The sequence below is a fragment of the Amycolatopsis sp. NPDC048633 genome (assembly GCF_040650695.1).
In the GTDB taxonomy this organism is placed as follows: domain Bacteria; phylum Actinomycetota; class Actinomycetes; order Mycobacteriales; family Pseudonocardiaceae; genus Amycolatopsis.
This window is the reverse complement of sequence record NZ_JBEZHS010000022.1, coordinates 18,801-41,879: the sequence shown is the minus strand read 5'-3', so window position 1 is coordinate 41,879 and position 23,079 is coordinate 18,801. Positions and strand designations below refer to the sequence as shown.

20 protein-coding genes are annotated in these 23,079 nt (G+C 71.1%); 12 read left to right on the top strand and 8 right to left on the bottom strand.

Annotated elements, in window-relative coordinates; all coding sequences use genetic code 11:
• Positions 1–68: 68 nt before the first annotated feature.
• Entirely contained in the window at positions 69–1,475 is a 1,407-nt protein-coding gene (locus AB0C38_RS31645) for an RNB domain-containing ribonuclease (protein ID WP_360680824.1), read from the top strand.
• On the top strand, positions 1,472–2,245 hold the full coding sequence (locus tag AB0C38_RS31640; protein ID WP_360680554.1) for a helical backbone metal receptor: 774 nt from the start codon (positions 1,472–1,474) through the stop codon (positions 2,243–2,245). The genes AB0C38_RS31645 and AB0C38_RS31640 overlap by 4 nt, the downstream gene beginning before the upstream one ends.
• Here the strand turns inward: AB0C38_RS31640 and AB0C38_RS31635 are convergent.
• Genes AB0C38_RS31635 through gabT form a run of 3 tightly spaced genes read right to left on the bottom strand, consistent with a single transcriptional unit; the run spans position 2,220 to position 5,346 of the window.
• Positions 2,220–2,510, bottom strand: coding sequence for a hypothetical protein (locus AB0C38_RS31635; RefSeq protein ID WP_360680551.1), 291 nt, complete (start codon positions 2,508–2,510; stop codon positions 2,220–2,222). The two genes, AB0C38_RS31640 and AB0C38_RS31635, sit on opposite strands and share 26 nt — an antisense overlap.
• Positions 2,511–2,566: 56 nt before the next feature.
• Complete coding sequence (locus AB0C38_RS31630) at positions 2,567–3,994, bottom strand: aldehyde dehydrogenase family protein (protein WP_360680549.1); 1,428 nt, start codon at positions 3,992–3,994, stop codon at positions 2,567–2,569.
• Positions 3,991–5,346 carry a 4-aminobutyrate--2-oxoglutarate transaminase gene (gene gabT / locus AB0C38_RS31625; protein ID WP_360680546.1) on the bottom strand — a complete coding sequence of 452 codons (1,356 nt, stop codon included), beginning with the start codon at positions 5,344–5,346 and terminating at the stop codon, positions 3,991–3,993. Before gabT ends, AB0C38_RS31630 begins: the two co-directional genes overlap by 4 nt.
• Before the next feature lie 106 nt (positions 5,347–5,452).
• Here gabT and AB0C38_RS31620 point away from each other — a divergent pair, with 106 nt between their 5' ends.
• On the top strand, positions 5,453–6,901 hold the full coding sequence (locus tag AB0C38_RS31620; protein ID WP_360680543.1) for a PucR family transcriptional regulator: 1,449 nt from the start codon (positions 5,453–5,455) through the stop codon (positions 6,899–6,901).
• 15 nt (positions 6,902–6,916) lie between these two features.
• Here AB0C38_RS31620 and AB0C38_RS31615 read toward each other — a convergent pair whose 3' ends face one another.
• Complete coding sequence (locus AB0C38_RS31615) at positions 6,917–7,630, bottom strand: cache domain-containing protein (RefSeq protein WP_360680540.1); 714 nt, start codon at positions 7,628–7,630, stop codon at positions 6,917–6,919.
• Positions 7,631–7,664: 34 nt separating this feature from the next.
• Positions 7,665–8,393 carry a GntR family transcriptional regulator gene (locus AB0C38_RS31610; protein WP_360680538.1) on the bottom strand — a complete coding sequence of 243 codons (729 nt, stop codon included), beginning with the start codon at positions 8,391–8,393 and terminating at the stop codon, positions 7,665–7,667.
• 111 nt (positions 8,394–8,504) lie between these two features.
• Here AB0C38_RS31610 and AB0C38_RS31605 point away from each other — a divergent pair, with 111 nt between their 5' ends.
• The 5 genes from AB0C38_RS31605 to AB0C38_RS31585 are packed head-to-tail and all read left to right on the top strand — an operon-like array spanning position 8,505 to position 13,882.
• Entirely contained in the window at positions 8,505–9,926 is a 1,422-nt protein-coding gene (locus AB0C38_RS31605; protein WP_360680535.1) for a gamma-aminobutyraldehyde dehydrogenase, read from the top strand.
• 8 nt (positions 9,927–9,934) lie between these two features.
• Entirely contained in the window at positions 9,935–11,011 is a 1,077-nt protein-coding gene (locus tag AB0C38_RS31600) for an ABC transporter ATP-binding protein (protein ID WP_360680532.1), read from the top strand.
• A 20-nt stretch (positions 11,012–11,031) separates the two neighbouring features.
• The gene (locus AB0C38_RS31595; protein WP_360680530.1) at positions 11,032–12,234 is read left to right on the top strand and encodes an ABC transporter substrate-binding protein; all 1,203 of its coding nucleotides are present in this window, start codon (positions 11,032–11,034) and stop codon (positions 12,232–12,234) included.
• Position 12,235: 1 nt separating this feature from the next.
• On the top strand, positions 12,236–13,075 hold the full coding sequence (locus AB0C38_RS31590; protein ID WP_360680528.1) for an ABC transporter permease: 840 nt from the start codon (positions 12,236–12,238) through the stop codon (positions 13,073–13,075).
• A gap of 9 nt (positions 13,076–13,084) precedes the next feature.
• Positions 13,085–13,882, top strand: a complete 798-nt coding sequence (locus AB0C38_RS31585; protein WP_360680526.1) for an ABC transporter permease — start codon at positions 13,085–13,087, stop codon at positions 13,880–13,882.
• Between the two features lie 51 nt (positions 13,883–13,933).
• Here the strand turns inward: AB0C38_RS31585 and AB0C38_RS31580 are convergent, their stop codons facing one another.
• Positions 13,934–14,713 (bottom strand): SDR family NAD(P)-dependent oxidoreductase, encoded by a 780-nt coding sequence (locus tag AB0C38_RS31580; RefSeq protein ID WP_360680524.1) that lies wholly within the window; start codon positions 14,711–14,713, stop codon positions 13,934–13,936.
• A 59-nt stretch (positions 14,714–14,772) separates the two neighbouring features.
• Here AB0C38_RS31580 and AB0C38_RS31575 point away from each other — a divergent pair, with 59 nt between their 5' ends.
• Positions 14,773–15,327 carry a TetR family transcriptional regulator gene (locus AB0C38_RS31575; RefSeq protein ID WP_360680521.1) on the top strand — a complete coding sequence of 185 codons (555 nt, stop codon included), beginning with the start codon at positions 14,773–14,775 and terminating at the stop codon, positions 15,325–15,327.
• Here the strand turns inward: AB0C38_RS31575 and pip are convergent.
• Complete coding sequence (gene pip / locus AB0C38_RS31570; RefSeq protein ID WP_360680518.1) at positions 15,313–16,257, bottom strand: prolyl aminopeptidase; 945 nt, start codon at positions 16,255–16,257, stop codon at positions 15,313–15,315. The genes AB0C38_RS31575 and pip overlap by 15 nt on opposite strands.
• A gap of 425 nt (positions 16,258–16,682) precedes the next feature.
• Between pip and AB0C38_RS31565 the strand changes: the two genes are divergently transcribed.
• A complete protein-coding gene (locus AB0C38_RS31565) occupies positions 16,683–17,609 on the top strand; it encodes an undecaprenyl-diphosphate phosphatase (RefSeq protein ID WP_360680515.1) in 927 nt (308 codons plus the stop codon).
• Position 17,610: 1 nt separating this feature from the next.
• On the top strand, positions 17,611–18,477 hold the full coding sequence (locus tag AB0C38_RS31560) for a cytochrome c oxidase assembly protein (RefSeq protein ID WP_360680512.1): 867 nt from the start codon (positions 17,611–17,613) through the stop codon (positions 18,475–18,477).
• A gap of 110 nt (positions 18,478–18,587) precedes the next feature.
• On the opposite strand, the gene panB is transcribed toward AB0C38_RS31560, so the two are convergent.
• The gene (panB, locus tag AB0C38_RS31555; RefSeq protein WP_360680509.1) at positions 18,588–19,469 is read right to left on the bottom strand and encodes a 3-methyl-2-oxobutanoate hydroxymethyltransferase; all 882 of its coding nucleotides are present in this window, start codon (positions 19,467–19,469) and stop codon (positions 18,588–18,590) included.
• Between the two features lie 239 nt (positions 19,470–19,708).
• Between panB and lysX the strand changes: the two genes are divergently transcribed.
• Positions 19,709–23,032 (top strand): bifunctional lysylphosphatidylglycerol synthetase/lysine--tRNA ligase LysX, encoded by a 3,324-nt coding sequence (gene lysX / locus AB0C38_RS31550; RefSeq protein WP_360680822.1) that lies wholly within the window; start codon positions 19,709–19,711, stop codon positions 23,030–23,032.
• Positions 23,033–23,079: the final 47 nt, after the last annotated feature.

Here is a 23,079-nt window from a genome sequence, read left to right as displayed (position 1 = left end):
ACCGGCCCGCGCCCGATCGGGCGATCATCGGGCCCTTCGAGGGTTAGGGTTGGGGGGTGCCTCCCCTCGTGATCAGGACACACTCGGCGGGCGGGGACTTCGGCCCCCTGCGTGCCGAGTTTTCGCTGCCGGAGTCGTTCGGGCCCGAGGTGCTGGCCGAGGCGGAAGCCGCGGTGCTCGACCCGCTCGCGAGCGCCGGGCCGCGTGAAGACGCGACGGACCTGCCGTTCGTCACCATCGACCCGCCCGGCTCCAAGGACCTCGACCAGGCGATGGTCGTCGAGCGGACCGCGCACGGCTTCCGCGTGCACTACGCGATCGCCGACCTCGCCGCGTTCGTCCCGCCCGGCGGCGCGCTCGACCGGGAGTCTCGCTCGCGCGGGCAGACGCTCTACCTGCCCGACGGGAACGTCCCGCTGCACCCGCCGGTGCTGTCCGAAGGCGCGGCGAGCCTGCTGCCCGGCGAGATCAGGCCCGCGGTGCTCTGGACCATCGAGACCGATGAAGCGGGCGAACCGACGTCGACGCGGGTGCGCCGCGCGCTGGTCCGGTCCACCGAGCAGTTCGACTACGAGACGGTGCAAGCCGCGCTCGACGCCGGGAACCCGCACCCGTCGGTGGCCGCGCTGCCGGAGCTCGGACGGCGGCGGCGCGAGCTGGCCGTCCGGCGCGGCGCCGTCGAGCTGCAGCTGCCGGAGCAGGAGATCAGCGGCGACCCGGACGGCGGCTGGGTGCTCGCCCGCCGGCCGCGCACCGCCGTCGACGCCTGGAACGCCGAGATCTCGCTGCTCACCGGGATGGCCGCGGCGCGGATCATGATCGACGCGAAGGTCGGCGTCCTGCGCACGCTGCCCGATCCGGAGCCCGAAGCCGTCGACTGGCTGCGCCGGTCGGCCGAAGCGCTGGGCATCGCCTGGGCGCGGGAGGAGACCGTCTCGGAGTTCCTGTCGCAGCTGGACCCCGGGCAGCCGGCGTCGATGGCGCTCTACGCCGACACGACACGCCTGCTGCGCGGTGCGGGCTACACGGCGTTCGACGGTGAGCTGCCCGCGTTGACGACGCACGCGGGCATCGGCGGCGCGTACGCGCACGTCACGGCGCCGATCCGGCGGCTGGTCGACCGGTTCGCGACGGAGATCTGCCTCGCCGTCTCGGCCGGGCGCGAGGTGCCGGAGTGGGTGCGGGCGGCGCTCGCGGACGTCCCGGACCGCATGACGGCGTCGGACACGCTCGCCGCGAAGGTCGAGCGGGCGTGCATCGACCAGGTCGAAGCGTGGGTGCTGGCCGAGCACATCGGCGGCGAGTTCAGCGCGGTGGTGCTGCGCGCGGACGAGAACAAGGCGGAGATCCTGGTCGAGGACCCGACGGTGATGGCGAAGTGCGCGGGGGAGAAGCTGACCGCGGGGGAGCGGATCGGGGTCCGGCTGACCGCGGTCGACGTCGAAAAGCGGAAGGTGTCGTTCGAACGCGCATGACGCATCTCGTCGATGACCTCGGGGAGCCGGTGCCGTTGGGCGGCCCGGCTTCCCGCGTTGTTTCGTTGGTGCCGTCGCTGACCGAAGCGGTCGAGGTCAGCGCGCCGGGACGGCTCGCGGGCGCCACCGACTACTGCACGCATCCATCCACTTTGGACGTTCCGAGGGTCGGTGGCTCGAAGTACCCGAAGCTCGACGACGTGCTGGAGCTGGCACCGGACCTGGTGCTGGCGAACTCGGAGGAGAACCGCCCGGAGGACGTGGAGCGCCTGCGCGCCAACGGGATCCCGGTGTGGGTGATGGCCGCGTCGGCCACGGTCCCGGCCGCGCTGGGGTCGCTGCGGCGGATCCTGACCCAGGCGTACGAGCTCGAGGAGCCGGGCTGGCTGGTCGAGGCCGAGGAGGTCTGGCGCGAGGTCCGGCCGGCGCGGTTCCACGCGGTGGTCCCGGTGTGGCGCAAGCCGTGGATCGTCCTGGGCCGCGAGACGTTCGGCGGCGACGTCCTGCGCCGGGTCGGCGTGACGAACGTCTACGCGGCGTCGGAAGAGCGCTACCCGCGGCCGGACGTGGACGAGCTGCGGGCGCACTTCACGGCGGACGCGGACCTGCTGGTGCTGCCGGACGAGCCGTACCTCTTCACCGAGGAGGACGGCCCGGACCACTTCCCGGACGTGCCGTACGTCCTGGTCTCGGGCCGTCACCTCACCTGGTACGGACCTTCACTCGTCGAGGCCCACGCCGCTCTTACCGAGGCACTGGCCGGGCTGTGAAGTCGAAGCCGCGGGCCAGCGCGGCGCGCACGCCGTCGGCGACCTCGGCCGGCCGGACCGGCTCGGTCGCCAGGTGCAGCCAATTGTCCGGCCGCGGCCGTCCGGTGTCGACGACCAGCGTCGCGCCGGGCCGCTCGGCGAGCTCGACCGCGAAGGTCATCGTCGAGCCGAGCCCCTGCGTGTAGGTCGGTTTGGGGCGGACCGTCCAGCGGTAGTCCGTGCCGTCGACGGTGATGAGCCGTGAACCCTTGCGTGCCAGTGTCATGAACCCTCCCTGCCGGGCCCGAACCTACGCCGGGACCGAGCAGGCGGCGAGCGATTTCAGAGCGTCAATCCCGTCAGGACCGTGACCCGCTCCTCGGTGAAGTCCGCCATCGCCGACGCCGGGCCTTCGCGGCCCACGCCCGAGTCCTTCACCCCGCCGTACGGCATCTGATCGGCTCGGAAGCTCGGGACGTCACCCACGAGCACCCCGCCGACCTGCAACGCCGCCGACACCTCGAACGCCGTCGGGAGGTCACGGGTGAACACGCCCGCCTGCAGGCCGAAGCGGGACGCGTTGATCCGCTCGATCCCCTCGGCCACCGACGCCACCCGGATCAGCGAGACCACCGGGCCGAAGACCTCGTCGGCCATCACCGACGCGTCTTCCGGGACGTCCGCGAGCACTGTCGGCTCGAAGGTGGCGCCCGAACGCGAGCCGCCGGTCAACAGCTTTCCGCCGGCGGAAACAGCGGCTGAGACCCAGGAAGAAACCCGAGCCGCCGCGTCGTCGTTGATCATCGGGCCGACGTCGACACCCTCCGCACGCGGGTCGCCCGTGCGCAAAGCGCTGACCTGCGAAAGGACCTTTTCGACCAGAGCGTCGTACACATCGGTGTGCGCGTACACCCGCTGCACCGAAATGCACGACTGCCCCGCCTGGTACATCGCGAACGTCGCGATGCGCTGCGCCGCGAAGTCGAGGTCCGTCCAATCCGGACAGACGAGCACCGCGCCGTTGCCGCCCAGTTCCAGGGCCACGTGCTTGCGCGGCACGCGGTCGCGGATCGCCCAGCCGACCGGCACCGAGCCGGTGAACGACACCACCGGCAGCCGCGGGTCCTCGACGAGGCGAGACGACGTCTCGTTGTCCACCGGCAAGATCGACCAGGAGCCCGCCGGTAGATCAGTGGAAGCCAGGACCTCGCCGAGCAGCAACGCCGTCAGCGGCGTCGCCGGCGCGGGCTTGAGCACGATCGGCGCGCCGACCGCGATCGCCGGGGCCACCTTGTGTGCCACCAGGTTCAGCGGGAAGTTGAACGGCGTGATGCCCAGCACCGGGCCGCGCGGGACCCGCCGGACCAGCGCCAGCCGGCCGGTGCCGCCCGGGTCGGTGTCGAGCCGCTGCAGCTCGCCCGAGAAGCGCCGCGCCTCTTCGGCGGCCCAGCGGAACGTCGAGACCGCGCGCCCGACCTCGCCGCGCGCCCACTTCAGCGGCTTGCCGGACTCCGCCGTGATCAGGGCCGCGATCTCTTCGGACCGCTCGCCCAAGGCCCGGGACACGTGGTCCAGCGCCCCGGCGCGGACGTGCGCGGGCAGCGTCGCGAACTCGTCGCGGACTTCGTGCGCGGCCTGCACCGCGGCCTCGACGTCCGAAGTGGACGGTATGAAGTGCGACCCGGCGAGCGAGCCGTCGAAGGAGTGGCGGATGTCCGCCGTCGAACCGCCGGCCACCGGCTTTCCGGCGACCCAGAAGGGGAAAGTCATGCGCGAGCCTCCGTGCGGACAGCGTGCTCGAGGACCGAGAGGCCCTCGTCGAGCAGGTCGGTGGACAGGGACAGCGGCGGCAGCAGCCGGACGACGTTGCCGTACGTGCCGCAGGTCAGCACCACCACGCCGGCCCGGTGGCAGGCCGCGGCGACGCGCTTGGTCAGGTCGGCGTCGGGTTCGGTCGTCCCGGGCTTGACGAACTCCGCGGCCAGCATCGCGCCGCGCCCGCGGACGTCGCCGATGACGCCGGTCTCGTCAGCCAGCGCGCGCAGCCGCGGCAGGACAACCCCTTCGATGCGCTTCGCCGACGAAGCGAGGTCTTCGGCGCGCATGGTTTCGATCGAGCCGAGCGCCGCGGCGCAGGCGATCGGGTTGCCGCCGTACGTGCCGCCGAGGCCGCCCGGGCCGACGGAATCCAGGAGTTCGGCGCGGCCGGTGACCGCCGAGAGCGGCAGGCCGCCCGCGATGCCCTTGGCCGTCGCGATCAGGTCCGGCACGACGTCCTCGTCGGTGGACGCGAACCAGGATCCGGTGCGGCAGAAGCCCGTCTGGACCTCGTCGGCGACGAACACGACGCCGTTTTCGCGGCACCACGCCGAAATCGCGGGCAGGAAGCCGCGCGCGGGCTCGATGAACCCGCCCTCGCCCTGGATCGGCTCCAGCACCACCGCGGCCACCTGGTCGCCGCCGATCTGCTTCTCGATCCGGTCGATGGCCAGCGCCGCCGCTTCGGGGCCGGAGAGGCCGTCGCGGTACGGGTACGAGCCCGGCACGCGGTAGACCTCGGGCGCGAACGGCCCGAAGCCGTGCTTGTAGGGCACCGACTTCGCGGTCATGCCCATCGTGAGGTTGGTGCGGCCGTGATAGGCGTGGTCGAACACGACGACGGCCTGGCGCCCGGTCGCCGTGCGCGCGATCTTCACCGCGTTCTCGACGGCTTCGGCGCCGGAGTTGAACAGCACCGACTTCTTCGCGTGGTCGCCCGGCGTCAGCTCGGCCAGCGCTTCGCAGACCTCGACGTACCCCTCGTACGGCGTGACCATGAAACAGGTGTGGGTGAACCAGCACGCCTGCTTGCGGACGCGGTCGACGACCGCGGGCGCCGAGTGCCCGACGTTGGTCACCGCGATGCCGGAGCCGAAGTCGATCAGGACGTTGCCGTCGGCGTCGGTGAGCAGGCCGCCGCTGGCGGAGGTGACGTAGACGGGCAACACCGAGCTGACTCCGGCGGCGACGGCGTCGAGACGGCGCTCCTGCAGCTCGCGCGAGACGGGGCCGGGGATCTCGGTGCGCAGCCTGCGCTGCCGGGGCGCCGGGGCCTGCGGCTCGGCGGTGGTGCTTGCGGTCACGGCGTGCTCCTGCGGACGCGGGTGGGGGGACGTCCTCAGGATGAGCCGCGTCCTGGGCGTCGTCAGCTCGCCGTTGTGTACAAATCGCCGCGTACAATTGGCCGTTATGGCACTCACGCTGGCCGGACTGGCCGCCGACCGCCCGCTCGGGCTTCGGGTCCTGACCGGCGACTCGGCGCTCGACCGCCCGATCGGCTGGGTTCACCCGACGGAGCTGACCGACCCGCAGGCGTTCCTCGAAGGCGGCGAGCTGCTGCTCACGACCGGGCTGGCGCTGGACGAAGAGACGTCGCCGGCGTACGTGCGCCGGCTGGTCGAGGCCGGGGTGGCGGGGCTCGGCTTCGGCGTCGGGCTGAGCCACGACTTCGTCCCGCGTTCGCTCGTGTCGACGGCGGCCGACGTGGGGCTGCCGGTGCTGGAGGTGCCGCGCGAGACGCCGTTCATCGCGATCACCCGCGCGGTCTCGCGGGCGGTGGCGGCCGACGAGTACGCGACGACGGTCCGGATCGGCAAGGCCCAGCAGGAGCTGACCCGCACGGCGGTCGGCAAGGGCGGGCCGGCGGGCGTGCTGCGCAAGCTGGCCAAGCTGGTCGACGGCTGGGTCCTGCTCTTCGACCGGACAACGGTCACGGAAGCCACTCCGGCGAGCGCGCGGACTTACGGTGCTTCGCTGCGCGAAGAGCTGGAGCGCCTTCGGACCGGTACGCGCGTGGTGTCACTCGACGGCCAGGAAGTCGTGCTGCAGACCCTGGACACCGGCGCGCGCCGGGTGCTCGCTGTCGGCGCGTCGCTCGACTCGGCGGGGCGGCACATCGTGAACACCGCCGTCTCGGTGCTTTCCCTTGCCTTGGAACAGGATCGTGCGCAGGCTTCGGCGCGGCAGGCGCTGCGGTCCGGGTTGCTGGAGCTGCTGGCCGGCGGGCAGGACGAGCTGGCGCTGCGGGTGCTGACCACGACGGGTGCCGAGCCGCCGGAAGCGCCGTGGTCGGTGCTGGTGTTCGCCGGGGCGGCCGCGTCGCGGCGGAAACTCCTGGAAGCGCTGGAGGGCGAGCCCGTGTTCGCGGCCCGCTGGGAGGCGTTGGTGGTCGCTTTCGGCCCGGGCACGGTGGTCGACGTGGTGGCCGGGGCGGCGCTGCGGATCGGCGGCCTGCACGGCGGGGTCGCGGGGCCGGTGACCCCGGCGGACTTCGCGGCCGGGCTGGGGCAGGCGGAGCTGGCCGCCCGGGCCGCGGAGGCCGAGGACAAGCTCCTGCTGTCGGCGGCCGAGCACACCGGCCGCGGCTTGCTCTCCCTCATCGACCCGGTGGTGGCGCAAGCGTTTGCCCACGGGGTGCTGGCCCCGCTGCGAGAGCACGACGAGACGGGCCGCGGCGACCTGGAGACGTCACTGCGTTGCTGGCTGGAGCACCACGGCCATTGGGATGTGGCGGCCGCGCGGCTGGGAGTCCACCGGCACACGCTGCGGAACCGGATCAAGAGGGCGGAGGAACTGCTGGGCCGTGACCTGGACTCACCCGGAGTCCGCGCGGAGCTGTGGGTGGCGCTGCAGACCTGACCTCAAGCGCCCGCGCTAATCCCCGGTCACCAGCACGATCGGCGAGTCGCCGCAGCGGCGCAGGACCGGGCTCGGCTCCCCGCCGGCCGACCACCACGCCGGGACGTCGGCCTCGCGCACCAGCGACCCCGTCGGCTGGCGGACGCTGTTGGACACGATCACCCGCCCCTGCGCGTTCAGCAACGCCGCCCCGCGCCCCAGCGACCGCAGCCGGGGACGTACCGCCCGCTCGAACTCGCGCACGTACACGTCCGCGCCCACGACTCCCGCGAACGCCCCGCTCAACAAAACCGGGATCGTGAACGTCAGCGTGTACTCGTCGGTGCACAGGTAATCCACGTACGGCCCGTTGATGTGCCGCCGGCCGGTGTCGCGCGGGACCGTGAACCACGACTGGCGCGTGTAGTCCAGGAAGTTCTCGCTGCCCGGGTCGAGGCTGATGAACAGCTGGGACGGCGGTTCGTCACCCGGGCCCGTCCACCACTCGAAGCCGAACTCCGAGTCGGACAGCACGTGCGGTGCGCTGACGAAGCCCGCGCCGACGATCAGGCCGCCGAGGGCCTCGGTGACCTGCGGCCGGATCCGGTGCAGCGCCGCCGCGGCCGGGGCGTCGGCCAGCACCGACTCGGCCGCCGCCAGCAGGGGCTTCAGCCGTTCGAAGACCCCTTCCACCAACGCCGAGACCTGCTCGACGACCTCGTCGCCGGTCAGCGTGCGGGTGTCGTTCACGGTGCTCACCTCGATGCGCGGAGTGTTCCGAAGTTTAGGGGGCCAGGAGGTCGAGGTGCACGTCCGCGAGCCGGTCGAGCGCCCCGAGGATGTGTTCCTCGGTGAGCTTGCGGGCCAGCTCGCCGTCCGCGGAGGCGATCGCCGCGGTGATCGCCGCGTGCTCCTCGTGCGGGTGCGCCCCGAGCGGGAGCCACAGCAGCCCGCCGCGCTCGCTCTGCAGGCTGAGCTCTTCGTGCGTCAGCCGCGGTGACTGCGCCGCCGCCGCGACCTCCAGGTGGAACTGCCGCTCCGCCCGCGTGAAGTCGATGCCGTGCGCCGTGCGGAGGTCGTCGGTCGCCAGCCGCAGCCGGGCGACGTCCTCGGGTGAGCTGCGTTCGGCGGCGAGCTTCGCGGCGGCCCCGGCGATCGCGAGGTAGTGGTCGCCGACGTCGCGCAGATCGGACAAGGACACTTCGCGCAGCCGCGAGCGCCACTCGTCCGGAGGCGGGTTGGCCGGCGCGCGGACGAAGCTGCCGCCGCTGCGGCCCCGGCGCGTCTCGACCAGTCCCTGCTGCCGCAGGGCCACGAGCGCTTCCCGGACCGTCACGGTCGAGACGCCGAACTGCGCCGACAGGTCGGCCTCGCTGGGCAGTTGCTCCTCGTCGGCGAGCAGGCCGAGCGTGATGGCGTCGGCCAGCCGCGCCGCCACCGCTTCCGCCCGGCCGACCTGGCCGAGCGGCGCGAACATGGCGGACCGCGCGCTGTGCGACATGCCCTTGCGCATCGTGACCCTTCGCCCGTCGAGTACCCGTTCGCACCAATCTTGCCTGATCCTCTTGTCCTATTACATATGGACTTATATGTTTTAGCCTCCGATCGCAGCTAGGAGTCACTCGTGCAGGAGCTGAAGCACTACGTCGGTGGCGCGTACGTCGAGTCCGAGTCGGGCCGGACGGCGGAGCTCGTCGACCCGGTCACCGGGCGCGTCTTCTGCACGGCGCCGATCGCCGGGCCCGAGGACGTCGACAACGCGCTGCAGGTCGCCGCGACCGCGTTCGAGACCTGGCGCGCGACGACGCCGGCCCAGCGTCAGCTCGCGCTGCTGAAGATCGCCGACGCGCTCGAAGCCCGCGCCGAGGAGCTCGTGCGCGCCGAGTCCGCGAACACCGGCAAGCCGATCGCGCTGACCATGGCCGAAGAGATCCCGATGGTCCTGGACCAGGTGCGGTTCTTCGCCGGTGCCGCGCGCGTGCTGGAGGGCCGCTCGGCCGGCGAGTACATGGAAGGCCACACCTCCTTCGTCCGCCGCGAGCCCGTCGGCGTCTGCGCGCAGGTCACGCCGTGGAACTACCCGCTGCTGATGGCCATCTGGAAGATCGCGCCCGCGCTCGCCGCCGGCAACACGATCGTGCTCAAGCCGTCCGACACGACCCCCGCGTCGACGCTGCTGCTCGCCGAGATCGCCGGCGAGATCCTTCCGTCGGGCGTGTTCAACGTCGTCTGCGGCGACCGCGACACCGGCCGCGCGCTGGTCGAGCACGACATCCCGGCGATGGTGTCGATCACCGGCTCGGTCCGGGCCGGCATCGAGGTCGCCAAGTCCGCCGCCAGCGACGTCAAGCGCGTGCACCTGGAGCTGGGCGGCAAGGCGCCGGTCATCGTCTTCGGCGACGCCGATCTCGAAGCCGCCGCCGAAGCGATCGCCGTCGCGGGCTACTTCAACGCCGGCCAGGACTGCACCGCCGCCACCCGCGTACTGGTCGCCGACGAGGTGCACGACACGTTCGTCGCCGCGCTCACCCGGCAGGCCGAGAACACCAAGACCGGCAAGCCGGACGACGAAGACGTCGCGTACGGCCCGCTGAACAACGCCGCGCAGCTGGAGAAGGTGTCCGGGTTCATCGACCGGCTGCCGGCGCACGCGACCGTCCACTGTGGAGGGCACCGTGCCGGCGACGAAGGCTACTTCTACGAGGCCACCGTCGTCTCCGGGCTGAAGCAGGACGACGAAATGAGCCAGAACGAGATCTTCGGCCCGGTCATCACCGTCCAGCGGTTCGGTGACGAAGCCGAAGCCCTCAAGTCCGCGAACGACGTCCAGTACGCGCTCGCGTCCTCGGTCTGGACCCGCGACCACCAGCGCGCGATGCGCCTCGCCGCGAAGCTCGACTTCGGCTGCGTCTGGATCAACACCCACATCCCGCTGGTCGCCGAGATGCCACATGGCGGGTTCAAGAAGTCCGGCTACGGCAAGGACCTCTCGCTGTACGGGCTGGAGGACTACACCCGCGTCAAGCACGTCATGAGCGCACTGTGAGGCTGGCGATGCCCAACCAAGCACCCACCGGGACGCGGGAGGACTCCGCGCCGTCGAGCGAGACCGAGGGGCCGGCGATCCGGCTTTCCGGGCTGCGCAAGCACTTCGGCGACGTCCACGCGGTCGACGGCGTCGACCTCGACATCCCGCCCGGCGAGTTCTTCTCGATGCTCGGCCCGTCCGGCTCCGGCAAGACGACCGTGCTGCGCATGATCGCCGGCTTCGAGCTGCCCACCGAGGGCACGATCGAGCTCGGCGGCCGGGACGTCAGTCGGCTGGCGCCGTTCGAGCGGGACGTCAACACGGTGTTCCAGGACTACGCGCTGTTCCCGCACATGTCCGTGCAGCAGAACGTCGAGTACGGCCTGCGCGTCAAGCGCGTCCCGAAGCAGCAACGCCGGGAGCGGGCCCTCGAGGCGCTGAAGACCGTCCGGCTGGAGGACTACGGCTCGCGCAAGCCCACGCAGCTGTCCGGCGGCCAGCGCCAGCGCGTCGCGCTCGCCCGCGCGCTGGTGAACCGGCCCAAGGTGCTGCTGCTCGACGAACCGCTCGGCGCGCTGGACCTCAAGCTGCGGCAGGCGATGCAGGTCGAGCTCAAGCAGATCCAGCGCGACGTCGGCATCACGTTCGTCTTCGTCACCCACGACCAGGACGAAGCCCTCACCATGAGCGACCGCATCGCGGTGTTCAACGACGGCAAGATCGAGCAGGTCGGCCCGCCGGAAGAGGTCTACGAACGGCCCGCCAGCGCATTCGTCGCCGGATTCGTCGGGACGTCGAACCTGCTGGGCGGCCGCGGCGCCGAGTCGGTGATCGGCCGGCCGGGGCTGTTCAGCATCCGGCCGGAGAAGATCCGCATCGACGGCGAGCTGTCCGAACCCGCCGCCGCGGGGGACACCAGTGCGACCGGCACGGTCACCGACGTCGTCTACGCGGGGGCGACCGTGCGCTACTCGGTCGCGCTCGACGCCGGGGGACAGCTGTCGGTCGTCCGGCAGAACCTCGACGGCGGCGCCACCTTCGCCGACGGGCGGGTGCGGCTGAGCTGGCGCCACGAGCACAGTTTCCAAGTTCCCGGGCAATGAGGCCCGAAGGAAGGGATGCCATGAAGAACAGGAAGACGCGGCTGGCCGGGCTCCTCGGCGCCAGCCTGCTGTTGGCTGCATGTGGCACGTCGGGTTCGAACTCCGCCGCGCCGCCCGGCGCGCAGGGGTTCACCCCGCCGAAGCTGGAGGCGCTCAAGGCGCTCGGCCAGCCGGAAGGGCAGCTGAACGTGCTGGCCTGGCCCGGGTACGCGGAGAACGGCTCGAACGACCCGAAGGTCAACTGGGTCACGCCGTTCGAGCAGCAGACCGGCTGCAAGGTGAACGTCAAACCGTTCGGCACGTCCGACGAGGCCGTGACGCTGATGAAGACCGGGCAGTACGACGTCGTCTCGGCGTCCGGTGACGCGTCGTTGCGGCTCGTCGCCTCCGGGGACGCCGAGCCGGTGAACACCGCGCTGGTGCCGAACTACGCCGACGTCCAGCCGTTCCTCAAGGACAAGTCGTGGAACAGCGTCGGCGGCGTGTCCTACGGCATCCCGCACGGCTGGGGCGCGAACCTGCTGACCTGGCGCACCGACAAGGTGACGCCGGCGCCGACGTCGTGGTCGGTGATGTTCGACGCGAACTCGCCCTACAAGGGCAAGGTGATCGCCTACGACTCGCCGATCTACATCGCCGACGCCGCGCTGTACCTGATGACGCACCAGCCGGACCTCGGCATCAAGAACCCGTACTCGCTGGACGACAAGCAGTTCACCGCCGCGGTGAACCTGCTCAAGCAGCAGCGTCCGCTCGTGTCCGAGTACTGGTCGGACTACCTCAAGGAGTCCCAAGCGCTGAAGAACGCCGACGCCGTCGTCGGCACCGCCTGGCAGGTCACGGTCAACCTGACCAAGGGCGAGGGCGCGCCGCTGGAGTCGGCCGTGCCGAGCGAAGGCGCGACCGGGTGGTCGGACACCTGGATGGTCGCGGCGAAGTCGGCGCACAAGACGTGCGCGTACAAGTGGCTCGACTACATCATCAGCCCGAAGGTGAACGCCCAGGTCGCCGAGTACTTCGGTGAGGCGCCGGCGAACACGAAGGCGTGCGCGGAGATGACGGACAAGACGCTCTGCGACACCTACCACGCCAACGACTCTGCGTACGCGTCGAAGATCGCGTACTGGACCACGCCGATCCCGCAGTGCCTCGACGGCCGCACGGACGTCAAGTGCAAGGACTACGGCGAGTGGACCAAGGCGTGGACCGAGATCAAGGGCTGACATGACCGCGCTCTCGGCCTTCTTCTACCGGAAGCCCAAGCTGCGCTTGGGCTTCCTGCTCTCGGCCCCGCTGCTGTGGCTCGGCTTGGCCTACCTGGGCGCGCTCGCCGCGTTGTTCGTGACGGCGTTCTGGCACACGGACGCGTTCACCGGCCAGGTCGTCATCGAGTGGTCGCTGGACAACTTCAAGACGTTGTTCAGCGACGCGGTGTACCGCACGATCACTTTCCGGACGGTCGGGATCGCGGCGCTCGTGACGGTGATCGACGCTGTCATCGCGTTCCCGATGGCGTTCGCGATGGCCAAGCTGGCTTCGCCGCGGGCGCAGCGGATCCTGGTGATCGCGGTGATGACGCCGCTGTGGGCGAGCTACCTGGTGAAGGCCTACGCGTGGCGGTCGATGCTGTCCGGAAACGGCGCTCTGAGCTGGCTTTCGCCGGGTTACGGCGTCACGGCCACGATCATCACCTTGTCGTACTTGTGGCTGCCGTACATGATCCTGCCGATCTACGCGGGCCTCGACCGGCTGCCGGACTCCCTGGTGGACGCGTCGGGCGACCTCGGCGCGAAGTCCTTCCGGACGTTCCGGTCGGTGATCCTGCCGCTGACGTTCCCGGCGATCGTGGCGGGGTCGATCTTCACTTTTTCGTTGTCCCTGGGCGACTACATCGCGGTGAAGATCGTCGGCGGCACGTCGCAGATGCTCGGCAACGTCGTCTACGACAACATCGGCGCGGCGAACAACCTGCCGTTCGCGGCGACGGTGGCGACGGTGCCGGTCGTGATCATGCTCGTGTACTTGGCCGCGGTGCGCCGCACCGGTGCGCTCGACAACCTCTAGGAGCCTTTCATGCGTACCTCCCGGGTGGTGCTGTGGACGGCGCTGGGGCTCGGCTTGGCCGTGATCTACTTCCCGCTGCTGGTGGTGCTGCTCAACTCGTTCAACGCGGACACGACGTTCGGCTTCCCGCCGACCCGGTTGACCCTGGAGTGGTGGAGCCGCGCTTCGTCGAACGAGGGCGCGTTGAACGCGTTGTGGACGAGCGTGGAAGCGGGGCTGGCGGCGACGGCGATCGCGCTGGTGCTGGGCACGATGGCGGCGTTCGCGTTGCAGCGCTACCGGTTCTTCGGCCGGAATCCGGTGTCGCTGCTGATCATCCTGCCGATCGCGCTGCCGGGGATCGTCACGGGCATCGCGCTGAACAACGCGTTCCGGACGATCCTGGGCATCGACCTGGGCCTGCTGACGGCGATCATCGCGCACGCGACGTTCTGCATCGTGGTGGTGTTCAACAACGTCGTCGCGCGGTTGCGCCGGATGGGCTGGAACCTGGAGGAGGCGTCGATGGACCTCGGCGCGACCGGGTTCACGACGTTCCGGCTGGTGACGTTCCCGATGCTGCGATCGGCATTGCTGGCGGGCGGGCTTTTGGCGTTCGCGCTGTCGTTCGACGAGATCATCGTGACGACGTTCACCCTGGGTACGGGCATGGAGACGCTGCCGATCTGGATCTACAATAACCTGTTCCGGCCCAACCAGGCGCCGATCGTCAACGTGGTGGCGGCGGTGCTGATCGTGGTGTCGACGGTCCCGGTGTACCTGGCCCAGAAGTTGTCGGGCGAAACGGCGTCCGGTGGTCGGCTCTAGTGCACTGCCGCCGTGAACGACTCGTTCATGACGTTTCGGTTCCGTAGGCGGTCAGTGCACTGACCGGATCGTGCCACCGTCCACGCGGATCGTCGCGCCGCTCACGTAAGCGGCCGCGGGGCTCACCAAGTACCCCACCGCCGCCGCGATCTCCTCCGGGCGGCCCAGCCGGCCGACGTCGTTCGGGACCAGGTCCCGCGCCGCTCCGCGTTCGATCTCTTCCCAAGAGCTGCCCCACCCCTGCGCGGGGGCGATCGACGTCAGCAGCTCGCGCACGGAGTCCACCAGGATCGCGCCCGGGGACACCACGTTCGACGTCACGCCCGTCCCCGCCAGGTCGCGCGCCAGCGACACCGCCAGGTTGTGGCGCGCCGCGAGCGTCGCCGTGTAGTGCGGTTGCATGGCCATCGGCTGGATCGCCAGCCCGCCGCCGATCTGGATCACCCGGCCCCAGCCGCGCGAGCGCATGCCCGGCACGAACCGGTGGATCATCCGGACCGCCGAGACGACGTTCGCCTCATAGATCGAGGCCCAGGCTTCCGGCGTCGCCTCGGACCACGACAGGTGGTCGTACGAGCCGGCGTTGTTCACCAGGATGTCGACGTCGCCGGCCGCGGAGGCCACGGCGTCCGCACCCGCGTCGGTCGACAAGTCGCCGATCGCCACCCCGGCCGCGCCGATCGACTCGGCGACCCGCGAAGCCCGGGAGGCGTCCCGGCCATGCACCACCACCGAAGCCCCTTCGGCGGCCAGCAACCGGGCGATCACGGCACCGAGACCGGCGCTGGAGCCGGTGACGAGAGCGCGTTTACCAGCGAGTTCGAGATCCATGAAGCACCTTCCCAAGAGGTATACACCTGTAGACTTAGTTCAAGTCTACACTCGTATACATGAGACCCCGCAACGCCGTCGCGACCAGGGAAGCGATCCTGAACTCGGCGCTCGAAGCCTTCACCCGGGCCGGGTACGACGCCGTCGGCGTGCGCGAGATCGCCGAGTCCGCCGGCGTCACCGCGATGCTCGTCAACCGCTACTTCGGCTCGAAGGAAGGCCTTTTCGCCGAGGTCGTCGAGGCGGCGATGGCCGAGCGGACCGTGCTCACCGACGACCCCGCGACGCTCGCCGCCGACGTCGCGGCCGTGCTCGTGCGCCGGACCGCCCCGGACGCCGAGCGGCTCGACCCGTTCCTGCTGATGCTGCGGTCGGCGCCGAACCCGCGCGCCGCGGAGATCCTGCGCGCGGGCATCGAGCGGCACGTCGAGAAGCACCTGACCGACGTTCTCCCGGCGAAGAAGAACACCGAGGGGCCGGCGCTGGCGCTCGCGATGATCGCCGGCTTCTGGGTGATGCGGACGCTCATCGGCAGCACCGAGCTCGCCCGCGCCGACGAAGCCGTCGTCAAGGACAAGCTCGAGAAGGTGTTCGCGGTGCTACTGGCGGAATGAGTCCGTCGCCGCGCGCAGGGCGGCCAGCACGCCCGGGTCCGTCACGGCGTGCCCAGCGCCCTCGAGGAGCTTCAGCTCCGAACCCGGCCATGCCTGGTGCAGCTCGTACGCGGTGGTCGGCGGGCACACCGTGTCGTAGCGGCCCTGCACGATCACGCCGGGAATGCCGGCGAGCTTGCCCGCGTCGCGGATCAGCTGCCCGTCGTCGAGCCAGGCGCCGTGGCGGAAGTAGTGGACGGCGAGCCGGGCGAAGGTCAGCGCGAACGCCGGTTCCGCGTACTGGCGGACGAAGGCTTCTTGGGGCTGCACGGAAACCGTCGCCCCCTCCCAGGTGCTCCACGCGACGGCCGCGCGGTGCCGGACCTCCTCGGCCGGGTCGTTCAAGAGGTCGCTGTACGCCGCCAGCGGGTCATCGCGCAGCGAAGCCGGGATCGGGGCGAGGAAGGCCTCCCACTCGCGCGGGAACAGGTTCGCGGCGCCGCCCCGGTAGATCCAGTCCAGCTCGCTCCGCCGCACGGTGAAGACGCCCCGCAGGATGATTTCGCTGACGCGCGAAGGGTGCGTCTGGGCGTAGGCGAGCGCGAGGGTCGCGCCCCAGGAGCCGCCGAAGAGCTGCCAGCGCTCGATGCCGAGCCGCTCGCGCAGGGCCTCCATGTCGGAGACCAGGTGCCACAGGGTGTTCGCGCCGAGGTCGTCGGCGCCCGGTGTCGACTGTCCCGAGCCACGCTGGTCGAACAGGACGATCCGGTAGGCCGCGGGGTCGAAGTGCCGCCGCGCCATCGGCGCGATCCCGCTGCCGGGCCCGCCGTGCAGCACCACGACCGGCTTCCCGGCCGGGTCGCCCGCTTCCTGGCACCGGATCCGGTGCCCGTCGCCGACGTCCAGGAACCCTTCGGCCCGCGGGGGAACCGGCGGGTACAGCTCGTCCATGACCCTCACTGTGCCGGAGGGGCCTGGCCGTCGTCCCGACACCCCGCCGCCAGAGGCCGGGACGACGACCAAGAAAGGTGGGAGCCCGCCCCCGCCGCCGGGCTGAGCGGGCTCCCGTCCGTGGGTCAGCCGCCGGGGCTGACATCCGAGCGAGGAGGAGTTACGCCTTCGGGGTGGTCACGACGGCCGGTGGTCCGCACACGCATTTCCGTCCTCCTCGTCGAGGTTCGAATCTTCGTCGTGGCGGCGACGGGCTAAACGCTAAGCCAAGGTCCGAACGGTAGTCAAGGACATGATTGAAGTTCATGTACGTGAACACGCGCTGAGGGGACGCTGAGTGCGGCTGTGCCCCTTGCCGGGCGTTAACGAATAAGCCGGTACGTTCCGGTGTCGGGGTTTCCAGAAGTGGTACGGAAAGGCTCGGAATGTCCGCGGTGACCTATCTCGAGGCGATTGTCGTCGGCGCCTTGCAGGGGGTGTCGGAATTGTTTCCGGTGTCCAGTCTCGGCCACAGCATCCTGCTGCCCGCCTGGCTCGGCGGGCAATGGCAGCAGGACCTGAGCATCGGCAAGGATTCGCCGTACCTCGCGGTGCTCGTCGCGATGCACGTCGCCACCGCGCTGGCGCTCGTGCTGTTCTTCCGGAAGGACTGGGTGCGGATCATCGGCGGCCTGTGGACGTCGATCCGCCACCGCGAAGTCCGCACCCCCGACCAGCGGCTCGCGTGGCTGCTCGTGCTCGCCACGATCCCGGTCGGGCTGGCCGGCCTGCTGCTCGAAGGGCTGCTGCGCGACGTCCTCGGCAAGCCGGTGCCGTCGGCGATCTTCCTGGCGCTCAACGGCGGGGTTCTTTACGCCGCCGAGAAGTTCTCCCGGCGGCGGCCGGACGCCGAAGCGGACACTGTGGACTTCTCGACCGAGGAAACCCTCGTGATGCGGGCGGTCACGGTCGAGGAGCGGACCGACGTCCGGCTGGCGAAACTGGGTGTCGGCGAAGCCGTCCTGATCGGTGCCGCGCAGATCTTCGCGCTGCTGCCGGGCATCAGCCGCTCGGGCATCACGATGGTCGCCGGGCTGCGCCGCGGGCTGGGCCACGAAGACGCCGCGCGCTTCGCGTTCCTCCTCGCCACCCCGGTGATCCTCGCCGCCGGCGTGCTGAAGATGCCGACGCTGTTCGCGCCGGAGAACCACGCCTCGCTCGGCCCGGCACTCGTCGGGAGCGTCATCGCCGGGGTCGCTTCGTACATTTCTGTCCGGTTCCTCACCGGCTACTTCGAAACGCGCACGCTGACCCCGTTCGCCATTTACTGCGTCGTTGCCGGAATCGGCAGCCTGATCTTCTTCGCGGTCTGACGTGCCGCTGACGTTCGACGCCCCGGCGGTGCTCGCCGTGCTCGTTCTCGGCACGCTCTACGTGCGCGCTGCCCGCCGCCTCGACTGGCCGCGGGGCCGCACGGTGGCGTTCCTCGCCGGGCTCGCGACGGTCCTGGTGGTCACCTGCTCGGCGCTGGCCGTCTACGACACGACGTTCTTCTGGGTCCGTGCGGTCCAGACCACGACGCTGCTGATGATCACGCCGCTGCTGCTGGCCCTGGGCGCCCCGATCCAGCTCCTGCTGGACACGCGGCCCGTGACCTGGTTGCGGCGCCACGGCCGCGGCAAGGTGGCGCGGGCGCTGACGTTCCCGCCGGTCGTCACGCTCACCCTGGTCGTGCCGGTCCTGGTGCTCTACCTGACCCCGCTCTACGACCTCACGCTGCGCTCGCCGGTGGCGGACGGCCTGGTCCGGCTCGCGCTCGTCCTGTCCGGCTTCACGTACTTCTGGACCCGGCTCGGGCTCGACCCGACGCCGCGCACGGACCCGCACCTGGTCTCGGTGTGGATCGCGTTCACCGAAGTGATCTTCGACGGCGCGCTCGGCCTGGTGCTGTGGCTCGGCCCGCTGCTCGCCCCGGCGCACTACGCGGCCGCGCACCCGGGCCGGGGCCCGGACCCCCGCACCGACCAGATCATCGGCGCGGGCGTGCTGTGGATCGGCGGCGACGTCGCCGGCCTGCCGTTCGTGGTGGCGCTGTTCATCCGCTGGGCCCGCGACGACGAGCGGCGCGCAAAGCAGATCGACGTCCAGCTGGACGAGGAAGCCGCTTCGGGCGCCGCATCGATGTCGGGCCTGTGGTGGGAAAACGACCCGGCGCTCGAGGAACGGTTCAAGCGCCGGTGACCGAGGTTCCCCAGCGCCCCAATGTGGCCTTGGTTGCGTCAGACGCACCCAATGTGGCCTTCGGTGCGTTCAACGCACCGAAGGCCACATTGGGGCGCTCGGGGCCGGGCCTAGTCGTGGAAAGCGTGTTCCGGCGCCGGGAACTCGCCGCGCCGGACGTCTTCCGCGAAGGCCGTCGCCGCGTTCTGCAGCACCGTCGCGACATCGGCGTAGCGCTTGACGAACCGCGGTGCCTTCCCGCGCCGCAGCCCGGCCATGTCCTGCCAGACGAGCACCTGCGCGTCGCAGTCCGGCCCGGCGCCGATGCCGACCGTCGGGATCTTCAGCTCCGCCGTGACGCGCTTCGCGGCTTCGGCGGGCACCATCTCCATCACCACCGCGAACGCCCCGGCCTCCTGCAGCGCCAGCGCGTCGGCGAGCAGCACGTCCGCCGCTTCGCCGCGCCCCTGCACCCGGTAGCCGCCGAGGTTGTGTTCACTCTGCGGGGTGAACCCGATGTGGCCCATCACCGGCACGCCGGCCGACGTCAGCGCCTCGACGTGCGCGGCGAACCGCCGCCCGCCTTCGAGCTTCACGGCGTGCGCGCGGCCCTCCTTCATGAACCGCACCGACGTCTCCAGCGCCTGCTGCGGCGAGAGCTGGTAGGAGCCGAACGGCAGGTCGGCGACCACGAGCGCCCGTTTGACCGACCGGGTGACCGCCCGGACCAGCGGCAGCAGCTCGTCGACCGTCACCGGCAGCGACGTGTCGTAGCCGAAGACGTTGTTGGCCGCGGAGTCGCCGACGAGCAGCACGGGGATCCCGGCTTCGTCGAACAAGGCGGCGGTGTACATGTCGTACGCGGTGAGCATGGGCCACGGCTCGCCACGTTCCTTGAGCTCCCGCAGGTGGTGGACGCGGACCTTCCGGCCCGGGCCCGGTGCCGCGGGAGCGGCGGATCCGGTGCCGTAGGGGGCCGTTTCTTCAGGTCCGTTCGCGCTGGCAGCAGACATCGTCGTCGACCGTCCTTCCCTCGAGGCCTCGGTGAGGTCCCCGGGTCGTGGAGCAGAGGCGTCTCGAAGCGTGACACGCTCCCGGACGCGCCCCAACCGCGTGCGACAAGCTTCACACCCTCGGGGACCACCCGGCCGTCAGCCTTCAGGTTGACGCCGGTGGACAACCAACCCGGGTTCACTTACGTCAAGAAGAGGGCATGACGACCGATCGGCCGCGAAAGGCGACGAAAGCAACGATGGGAACCCTCGCGAGCACACGCCCGCGCCTCCCCGCCTGGAAGGCGAAAGCGGGCGGCATCGTCGCGACCGTGGTCCAGCTGGCCGCGGTCTTCTCGGTGCTCCTCCTGTTCACGAACGGCCCGCACGGGCACCTGCTCAACGGCATCGACATGGCCTTCTCGAGCCTGAGCGTGCCGACCAGCGCGAGCCTGGTGATGGTGCTGCTGCTGGTGGTGCTGGGTGCCGCGCTGCGCCGCCGCAAGAAGGCCGCGCTGTACACGCTCGTGCTGTTCCAGGTCATCGGGCTGGTGCTCACCCTCGCCCTGCAGGCGACGCTGCTGTGGTCGCCCGAGCTGCTCTCGCTCGGGTCGAAGCAGGTCCGGCACATCCCGGTCCAGCTGTGGGCCCTCACCGTCGCCGACGTGCTGTCGGTCGCCCTGATCGTGTTCCTGCTCGCGCTGCGCAAGGCGTTCCCCGCCCGGCTCGCGCCGAGCGCGTGGCGCGACGGCTTGACCATGCTCTTCGGCGGCCTCGCCGCGGTCATCCTGGTCGGCTGGGGACTGGCGGAAGCGTTTCCCGGCCAGCTCGGCGACTCGTGGGAGCGCTTCGCCTGGGTCGTCAACCACGCCACCGGCGAGAACCTGCAGCTGCGCCGGATCGGCGTCGGCGAGGGGCCGGCCTGGCTGGACGTGCTCATCGACCTGAGCGCGACCGCCGTCGCCACCGCCGCGCTGTACATGCTCTTCCGCGGCGTACGCAGCCGTCGCCTGCGGACGGACGAAGAAGAGCTTCGCGTGCGCCGGCTGCTCGCCGAGCACGGCGAGGACGACTCCCTCGGCTACTTCGCCACCCGGCGCGACAAGAGCGTCGTCTTCTCGCCGAACGGCCGCGCGGCGGTGACCTACCGCGTGCTCGGCGGCACCAGCGTCGCCAGCGCCGACCCGGTCGGCGACCCCGAGGCGTGGCCGGACGCCGTCCGCGCGTGGCTCGACGAAACGCGCACGTACGGCTGGACGCCGGGCGTGCTCGGGGCGAGCGAGCGCGGCGCGAAGGCGTACACCGACGCCGGCCTGCGAGCCCTGGAAATCGGCGACGAAGCCGTGCTCGACATCCGCGAGTTCAGCCTCGCCGGGCCCGAGCGGCGTTCGGTGCGCCAGGCCGTGAAACGCATCGAGCGCGCCGGCTACACCTCGCGCGTCCGCCGCCACGGCGAGATCCCCGACGGGGAGATGGCCGAGCTGCTCGCCCGCGCCCAGGCCTGGCGCGGCGCCGAGACCGAACGCGGGTTCTCGATGGCGCTGGGCCGGCTCGGCGACCCGAGCGACGGCCGCAGCGTCATGGTCGAGGCCTACGACGCCGACGGCGACCTGCGCGGCCTGCTGTCGTTCGTCCCGTGGGGCCGGCGCGGGCTCTCGCTCGACCTCATGCGCCGCGACCGCGACGCCGAGAACGGCCTCAACGAGTTCATGATCGCCGAGGTCGTCGCGGCCGGGCAGCACCTGGGCGCGCAGCGGATCTCGCTCAACTTCGCGATGTTCCGCGCGGTCTTCTCCGAAGGCGAGCGGATCGGCGCCGGCCCGGTGCTGCGGGCGTGGCGCGGGGTCCTCAGCCTCGCGTCGCGGTTCTTCCAGCTGGAGTCGCTGTACCGGTCCAACGCCAAGTACGGGCCGGACTGGGAGCCGCGGTTCCTCTGCTACTCCTCGGCGCGGCGGCTCCCGCGCGTCGGCATCGTCGCGGGCGCGCTCGAAGGGTTCGTCCCGACCGGACGGTCGCGGGCGCTGCGGCTGGAGACGGTCGGCGACGACTTCGCCGCCCGCGTCCGGGAGATCGAGGAGTCCGCGGCGGTCCCGGCGGCCAAGCCGGCGCGCCGGCCGGAGCAGGTCCGCGTCCGCATGGCCAAGCTCGCCAAGCTGCGCGAAGCCGGGATCGACCCGTACCCGGTCGGGTTCCGCCGGGACGACCACATCGGCGACGTCGTCAAGAAGTTCGGCGACCTGCGGCCGGACAGCGCCACCGGCCACCGGGTCCGAATCGCCGGGCGCGTGCTGGCGATGCGCACGCTCGGCGGGCTGTGCTTCGCGCGCGTCAAGGACTTCAGCGGCGAGATCCAGCTGATGCTGGAGGCCGGCGAGCTCGACCTCACGGGCTGGCGGACCGGCGTCGACCTCGGCGACCACGTCGGCGTCAGCGGCCAGGTCGTGACGTCGAAGCGGGGCGAACTTTCGGTGCTCGTCGACGAGTGGACGGTCACCGCGAAGTGCCTGCACCCGTTGCCGGACAAGCGGAAGGGCCTCACCGACCCGGAGACGCGGGTGCGGCAGCGCTACCTCGACCTTGCGGTCAACCCGGACTCGACGGCCATGCTGCGGCTGCGGTCCACGGTGGTCCGCGCGGTGCGCGACCGGCTGCACCACGCCGACTACCTCGAGGTCGAGACGCCGATGCTGCAGACGGTCCACGGCGGCGCGAACGCCCGGCCGTTCGTCACGCACATCAACGCCTACGACATGCGGATGTACCTGCGGATCGCGCCCGAGCTGTACCTCAAGCGGCTGTGCGTCGCCGGCGTCGAGCGCGTCTTCGAGCTGAACCGGAACTTCCGCAACGAAGGCGTCGACGCGACGCACAACCCCGAGTTCACGATGCTCGAGGCGTACCAGGCGTACGCCGACTACGACACGATGCGGACGCTGACGCGCGAGCTCGTCCAGCACGCGGCCGAAGCCGCGTACGGCGCTCAGGTCGTGCGCAGGCCCGACGCGGACGGCACGGTCGTCGAGTACGACATCTCCGGCGACTGGCCGGTGATCACGGTGCACGACGCCGTTTCGGCGGCCTTCGGGGAGCAGGTCGACTCGGGGACCTCGGTGGCGGAGCTGCGCCGCCTGTGCCTGGCCGCGGGCGTGCCGGTGGGGGAGGACCCGAGCCACGGCGACCTCGTGCTCAAGGCGTTCGAGCACCTCGTCGAGGGCGCGACGGTGCTGCCGACCTTCTACACGGACTACCCGACCGACGTCTCGCCGCTCACCCGCCAGCACCGCGAGGACCCGCGGCTGGCCGAGCGCTGGGACCTCATCGCGTTCGGTTCCGAGGTCGGCACCGCCTACACCGAGCTGACCGACCCGATCGAGCAGCGGCGGCGGCTGGAGGCGCAGTCGCTGCGCGCGGCCAGCGGAGACGTCGAAGCGATGGAGCTGGACGAAGACTTCTTGCTGGCCCTGGAGCACGGGATGCCGCCGACCGGCGGGCTCGGGCTGGGCGTCGACCGGCTGCTGATGATGCTCACCGGGGCCTCGATCCGCCAGACGGTCCTGTTCCCCTTCGTGCGTCCGCAGGCGTAACGACTCGGTCGATCTGATCACGCGATGGGGCCGAGGCGCCCGGGGTC

Coding starts and splice junctions, on each gene's coding strand:
- AB0C38_RS31600 (WP_360680532.1), top strand. CDS start 9,935: ATGCCCAACCAAGCACCCACCGGGACGCGGGAGGACTCCGCGCCGTCG.
- AB0C38_RS31565 (WP_360680515.1), top strand. CDS start 16,683: ATGTCCGCGGTGACCTATCTCGAGGCGATTGTCGTCGGCGCCTTGCAG.
- AB0C38_RS31640 (WP_360680554.1), top strand. CDS start 1,472: ATGACGCATCTCGTCGATGACCTCGGGGAGCCGGTGCCGTTGGGCGGC.
- AB0C38_RS31575 (WP_360680521.1), top strand. CDS start 14,773: ATGAGACCCCGCAACGCCGTCGCGACCAGGGAAGCGATCCTGAACTCG.
- pip (WP_360680518.1), bottom strand. CDS start 16,257: ATGGACGAGCTGTACCCGCCGGTTCCCCCGCGGGCCGAAGGGTTCCTG.
- AB0C38_RS31590 (WP_360680528.1), top strand. CDS start 12,236: ATGACCGCGCTCTCGGCCTTCTTCTACCGGAAGCCCAAGCTGCGCTTG.
- lysX (WP_360680822.1), top strand. CDS start 19,709: ATGGGAACCCTCGCGAGCACACGCCCGCGCCTCCCCGCCTGGAAGGCG.
- AB0C38_RS31620 (WP_360680543.1), top strand. CDS start 5,453: ATGGCACTCACGCTGGCCGGACTGGCCGCCGACCGCCCGCTCGGGCTT.
- AB0C38_RS31580 (WP_360680524.1), bottom strand. CDS start 14,713: ATGGATCTCGAACTCGCTGGTAAACGCGCTCTCGTCACCGGCTCCAGC.
- panB (WP_360680509.1), bottom strand. CDS start 19,469: ATGTCTGCTGCCAGCGCGAACGGACCTGAAGAAACGGCCCCCTACGGC.
- AB0C38_RS31585 (WP_360680526.1), top strand. CDS start 13,085: ATGCGTACCTCCCGGGTGGTGCTGTGGACGGCGCTGGGGCTCGGCTTG.
- AB0C38_RS31610 (WP_360680538.1), bottom strand. CDS start 8,393: ATGCGCAAGGGCATGTCGCACAGCGCGCGGTCCGCCATGTTCGCGCCG.
- AB0C38_RS31595 (WP_360680530.1), top strand. CDS start 11,032: ATGAAGAACAGGAAGACGCGGCTGGCCGGGCTCCTCGGCGCCAGCCTG.
- AB0C38_RS31630 (WP_360680549.1), bottom strand. CDS start 3,994: ATGACTTTCCCCTTCTGGGTCGCCGGAAAGCCGGTGGCCGGCGGTTCG.
- AB0C38_RS31635 (WP_360680551.1), bottom strand. CDS start 2,510: ATGACACTGGCACGCAAGGGTTCACGGCTCATCACCGTCGACGGCACG.